Consider the following 6000-nt stretch of genomic DNA (forward strand, 5'->3'; position numbering starts at 1 on the left):
TGGCAGCGACCGGCAAAGGCTAGGGATCGTGCTTCCGACGGGCAACCTGAAAATGTTGTGGGAATGGTCTGATTTTCTGATTGAGCCATAAACATTTTGTTGGCTTCGAGGCCGCCATCGCGAGCAGGGCTCGCTCCCACAGGGATTGGGGATACCTGCAAAAAAACGGTCAGCTGTCAGGTCGCCTTCGCTGGCAAGCCAGCTCCCACAGGGATCGGAGACACCTGCAAAAGTCAGGTCGGCAGTCAGGCCGCCTTAGCGGGCAAGCCGCATTGTCACATCGCTCGCGTCCCCCCCCATTTTGTGGTGCCCCCAAATCCGTAGGAGCCAGGCTTGCCGGCGAAGGCGTATTCAAAAACACCGCATGACGTCAGGCCGCTATCGCTGGCAAGCCAGCTCCCACTGGGATTGGGTACACCTGTAAAAGTCAGGTCGGCTGTCAGGCCGCCTTCGCGGGCAAGCCTCGCTCCTACAGGCTCGCGCCACACCCACATTTTGTGGCGTCCTCAAATCCGTAGGAGCCAGGCTTGCCGGCGAAGGCGTTTTCAAAAACACCGCATGACGTCAGGCCGCCTTCGCTGGCAAGCCAGCTCCCACAGGGATCGGGGACACATGCAAAAGCCAGGTCGGCTGTCAGGCCGCCTTCGCCGGCAAGCCGTGCTCCTACGCTTTGGCTTTGGCTTTTGATCTTGATCCACCCGCCCCCTCGGGAGGCTGAGTGGAGGTGTTCATCCGGGGATTAGCGCGCAGCGCTGTTCGACGCAGTCGAACACATCGCATGTAGGTACAGCGAAGCAAACCGGAGGGCGATGCCCCCGGATGAATGCCGGAGCGAAGGAACCCCGAGCCTTGGCGAGGGGCCGTACGTCAGGGGCGAGACTTTTTGGTTCCTTTTGTGTCGTTTGACAAAAGGGACTCGCCGTAAGGGCGAAACCGCCAGCCGCCGTTACCGCAGAAACGGATATGTACTCAATCAAACAAGAGCATGGTCGGCCCGAAGGCCGCCACGATCAAACCATCAAACCGCCTCTTTGCGAACCCGAAACCAGGCAGCATAAAGGGCCGGCAAAAACAGCAGCGTCAACACCGTGGCCACAATCAGCCCGCCCATGATCGCCACCGCCATCGGCCCGAAAAACACGCTGCGCGACAACGGAATCATCGCCAGCACCGCCGCCAGCGCCGTCAACACAATCGGCCGGAAGCGCCGCACCGTGGCTTCAATGATCGCCTGCCAGGGCTTCAACCCGGCCGCGATATCCTGCTCGATCTGATCCACCAGAATCACCGAGTTACGCATGATCATCCCCGACAACGCGATGGTGCCGAGCATGGCGACAAACCCGAACGGCTGACGGAACACCAGCAGAAACAGCGTCACGCCAATCAACCCCAATGGCGCCGTCAGAAACACCATCGCCGTGCGTGAGAAACTGCGCAGTTGCAGCATCAGCAAAGTCAGTACGACCACGATGAACATGGGCACACCGGCGTTCACCGACTTTTGTCCGCGCTCCGAGTCTTCCACAGTGCCACCGACATCCAGCAAATAGCCGTCGGGCAATTCGGCGCGGATCGGATCGAGGGTCGGCATGATCTGCTTCACCAACGTTGCCGGTTGTTCCTTGCCATAAATGTCGGCACGTACCGTCACGTTGGGCAGGCGGTTACGGTGCCAGATCACGCCCTCTTCAAAGCCGTATTCGAGGGTCGCGATCTGCGAAAGGGCCACACTGCGACCGTTATCGGTCGGCACTGCGAGGCTCGGCAGCAACGACAGCTCGGTGCGTTCATGCAAGGTGCCGCGCAGCAGGATCTCGATCAACTCATTGTCTTCGCGATACTGGCTGACGCTGGAACCGGTCAGCGAGCTTTGCAGGAATTTCGCCAGGTTCGCCGTGCTCACCCCCAATGCCCGCGCACGGTCCTGATCGACGTTCAGGTACACCACCTTGCTCGGCTCTTCCCAGTCCAGATGCACGTTGGCCACATGCGGGTTTTCGCGAACTTTCGCCGCGACTTTGCGCGCCAGGGCCCGGACTTCGTCGATGTGTTCACCCGTCACCCGGAACTGCACCGGATAGCCAACCGGCGGGCCGTTTTCCAGGCGCGTGACACGCGAGCGCAGGGCCGGGAATTGTTCGTTGAGTGTTGCAATCAGCCAGGTGCGCAGGCTTTCGCGCTCCTCGATGGTTTTCGCCAGCACGACAAACTGGGCAAAGCTCGCCGCCGGCAATTGCTGGTCCAGCGGCAGGTAAAAACGTGGCGAACCGGTGCCGACGTAAGCCACATAGTTATCAATCCCGGCCTTGTCCTTGAGCATGGCTTCGAGGCGCTTGACCTCCTCGGCGGTGTTGCTCAGGGATGCGCCTTCGGCGAGTTTCAAGTCGACCATCAACTCCAGTCGACCCGACGCCGGGAAAAACTGCTGCGGCACGAAACGGAACAATCCTACGGAAGCGATAAACGCCAGCACCGTCAAGGCGATCACGGTTTTGCGCCGACGTACGCACCACTCCACCAGGCGCCGGACCCGCTGATAGAACGGGGTGCCATAAGGATCAGGCTGATCGGGGCCGTGTTTGGCTGCGTGAATTTTCGCCAGGTCCGGCAGGAGCTTTTCCCCCAGATACGGCACAAACACCACCGCCGCGACCCACGATGCCAGCAATGCGATGGTCACCACCTGAAAGATCGAACGGGTGTATTCGCCGGTTCCCGATTGCGCGGTGGCGATCGGCAGGAAACCGGCGGCGGTAATCAGCGTGCCGGTGAGCATCGGAAACGCCGTGCTGGTCCAGGCATAGCTCGCCGCCTTGATCCGGTCGAAGCCCTGCTCCATTTTGATCGCCATCATTTCCACGGCGATGATCGCGTCATCCACCAAAAGGCCCAGCGCCAGTACCAGCGCGCCGAGGGAAATCTTGTGCAGGCCGATCCCCAGGTAATACATGCAGGCGAAGGTCATCGCCAGCACCAGCGGAATGGCCAGGGCGACCACCATGCCGGTACGCATACCGAGGGAGAAAAAGCTCACCAGCAACACGATCGCCAGGGCTTCCACCAACACCTGGACGAACTCGCCGACCCCGGCCTTCACCGCTGCCGGCTGGTCGGACACCTTGCGCAGTTGCATGCCTGCCGGGAGGGTTTTCTGCAGTCGGGAAAACTCGGCCTCCAGTGCCTTGCCCAACACCAGAATGTCGCCACCGTCCTTCATCGCCACGGCCAGACCGATGGCGTCCTCGGCCATGAAGCGCATGCGCGGCGCCGGTGGATCGTTGAAGCCACGACGCACGTCGGCCACATCGGAGATACGGAACGTACGATCACCGACCCGAATCGGGAAGTTTCTTATTTCATCGACTGTCTGAAAATTCCCCGTCACCCGCAGCTGAATTCGCTCGCTATTGGTTTCAAAGAAACCCGCAGTCGATACCGCGTTCTGCTCTTGAAGCGCCTGCTGCACCGCCGCCAGCGGCAAACCGAGGGTGGCGAGTTTCACATTGGAAAGCTCGATCCAGATCTTCTCGTCCTGCAAGCCGAGCAGCTCGACCTTACCCACATCCTTGACCCGCTGCAGCTGGATCTGGATGCGGTCGGCGTAATCCTTGAGCACGGCGTAGTCGAAACCGTCGCCGGTCAGGGCATAGATATTGCCGAACGTGGTGCCGAACTCATCGTTGAAAAACGGTCCCTGAATGCCCGGCGGCAAGGTGTGGCGAATGTCGCTGACTTTCTTGCGCACCTGATACCAGAGCTCCGGGATCTCCACCGAATGCATGGAGTCCCGGGCAATGAACGTGACCTGGGATTCGCCCGGGCGGGAGAACGACACGATGCGTTCGTACTCACCCGTTTCCATCAGCTTCTTTTCAATGCGTTCGGTGACCTGGCGCGAGACTTCCTGCGCCGTCGCGCCTGGCCAATTGGTGCGGATGACCATGGCTTTGAAGGTGAACGGCGGATCTTCGCTTTGGCCGAGCTTGGTGTAGGACAGTGCGCCGACGATGGCCAGCAACAGCATCAGGAACAGTACGATCTGGCGATTGCTCAGCGCCCATTCGGAAACGTTGAAGCGCATCGGGGCTTACTCCTTGTCTGCCAGATTGACCACGCGATTGGAGCGATCCACCGGACGCACTTGTTGCCCGTCGAGCAGTACATGGACGCCGGCGGCCACCACCCAGTCGCTGGCGTTGAGACCTTCGAGCACCGGGACGGTTTTCTCGCCGAAGGCACCCACCCGCACCGGGGTCTTCTTCAGGGTGTTGTTGACGCTGACGACCCAGACATAGGTCACGCCGTTTTCGGCGCTCAATGCCGACAGCGGCACCGACAGAGGGACGGCCTCGGCGGTCTGCACGAACACTCGCGCACTCTGGCCCAACTCGGCCGGGACCTTGCCGGCGTTGAAAGCGATACGGGCGGCAAAAGTGCGGGATTTCGGATCAGCGGCCGGTGACAGCTCGCGGATGTGTCCGGCGAAACGTTGGTCGGGTTGCGTCCACAACTCCACCGACACCGGCTGACCAACCTTGAAGCGGCCGAAGCTCTGCTCCGGCAGGCTGATCAACACTTCGCGCTCGCCATCGGTGGCCAGGGTAAACACCGTTTGCCCGGCGGCCACCACTTGCCCGACTTCCACCGCACGCTTGGCCACGACACCGTCCTGCGGCGCACGCAACACGGCGTAGCTGGCCTGATTGGTCGAGACATTGAATTCGGCTTTGATCTGCTTGAGCCGTGCTTCGCCGGAGCGATAGAGATTTTCCGCATTGTCGTACTGCGAACGGCTGACCATCTGGCGATCCATCAGGGTCTTGTAGCGATCGCGTTCGGCCCGCACCAGGTTGAGGTTGGCTTCGGCAGCGGCGACCTGGGCGCGCGTGGCCTCCAGTTGCAGGCGCACATCCTGCGGGTCGAGTTCCGCCAACGGTTGATCGGCCTTGACCCTCTGCCCTTCCTCGACCAGTCGTCGGCTGACCTTGCCGCCGATACGGAACGCCAGATCTGGCTCATAACGGGCACGCACTTCGCCGGGATAACTTTCCGTAGCCTGCGCCGAAGGCTCTGGCTGAACCACCATGGCCGGGCGAATGCTGACTTGCGGTGCCTCTTCGTGACCACACGCAGCCAACAAAAAAGCCAGGCTGACTGGCAATGCGAGGGGCAAGGCATAGCGGAACATGGTGTAGGACCTTTCGCCAATGGTGCTTGGAATAATTATACTGACCGGTATGTTATTAATAGCAAACTGACCAGTCCAGTAATAAAAGCGAATATGCCGAACAATCTTTCAGCACCCAATGGCCCGGGCCGTCCCAAGGATCTGGTCAAGCGCCAGGCCATTCTCGATGCAGCCAAAGCGCTGTTTCTGACCAAGGGTTATGCCAATACCAGCATGGATGCTGTCGCAGCCGAGGCCGGTGTGTCGAAGCTGACGGTCTATAGCCATTTCAACGACAAGGAGACGTTGTTCTCCGCCGCCGTGGTGGCCAAGTGCGAAGAACAATTGCCGCCGCTGTTTTTCGAATTGCCGGACGGTGTGGCGCTGGAAACCGTGCTGCTGAACATCGCGCGCGGCTTTCATCTGCTGATCAACAGCGACGAGTCGGTCAACCTGCACCGCTTGATCATGACCCTGGGCAGCCAGGACCCGAAGCTTTCGCTGATCTTCTTTCAGGCAGGCCCCGAACGCATGCTGCACGGCATGGAGCGATTGCTGGCCAAGGTCGATCAAAGTGGCGCGCTGCGTATCGATAAACCGCGCAACGCAGCGGAACACTTCTTCTGCCTGCTCAAGGGTGCGGCGAACTTCCGCTTGCTCTACGGCTGCGGCGAACCGCTGACCGGGGAAGCGGCCGAGGAACATGTGCAGGAAGTGGTGGGGTTGTTCATGCGGGCTTATCGGCCTGAGTGAACCAAATGACGCCATCGCGAGCAGGCTCGCGCACCCACGGGTAAAACAGGGCCGGGGGGGGCGAGCCAGGTCGCGCA

Annotated in this window: 3 protein-coding genes; 1 reads left to right on the top strand and 2 read right to left on the bottom strand. The window is 60.6% G+C overall.

Annotated elements, in window-relative coordinates:
- Window positions 1-1018 precede the first annotated feature (1018 nt).
- Window positions 1019-4084, bottom strand: a complete 3066-nt coding sequence (locus tag ACQKP2_RS23540; RefSeq protein ID WP_427579900.1) for an efflux RND transporter permease subunit — start codon at window positions 4082-4084, stop codon at window positions 1019-1021.
- 6 nt (window positions 4085-4090) lie between these two features.
- Window positions 4091-5191 (bottom strand): efflux RND transporter periplasmic adaptor subunit, encoded by a 1101-nt coding sequence (locus ACQKP2_RS23545; RefSeq protein ID WP_427579902.1) that lies wholly within the window; start codon window positions 5189-5191, stop codon window positions 4091-4093.
- A 93-nt stretch (window positions 5192-5284) separates the two neighbouring features.
- Here ACQKP2_RS23545 and ACQKP2_RS23550 point away from each other — a divergent pair, with 93 nt between their 5' ends.
- On the top strand, window positions 5285-5923 hold the full coding sequence (locus ACQKP2_RS23550; protein WP_427579904.1) for a TetR/AcrR family transcriptional regulator: 639 nt from the start codon (window positions 5285-5287) through the stop codon (window positions 5921-5923).
- Window positions 5924-6000 lie beyond the last annotated feature (77 nt).

The sequence above is a fragment of the Pseudomonas sp. NPDC089569 genome (assembly GCF_050280625.1).
Classification (GTDB): domain Bacteria; phylum Pseudomonadota; class Gammaproteobacteria; order Pseudomonadales; family Pseudomonadaceae; genus Aquipseudomonas.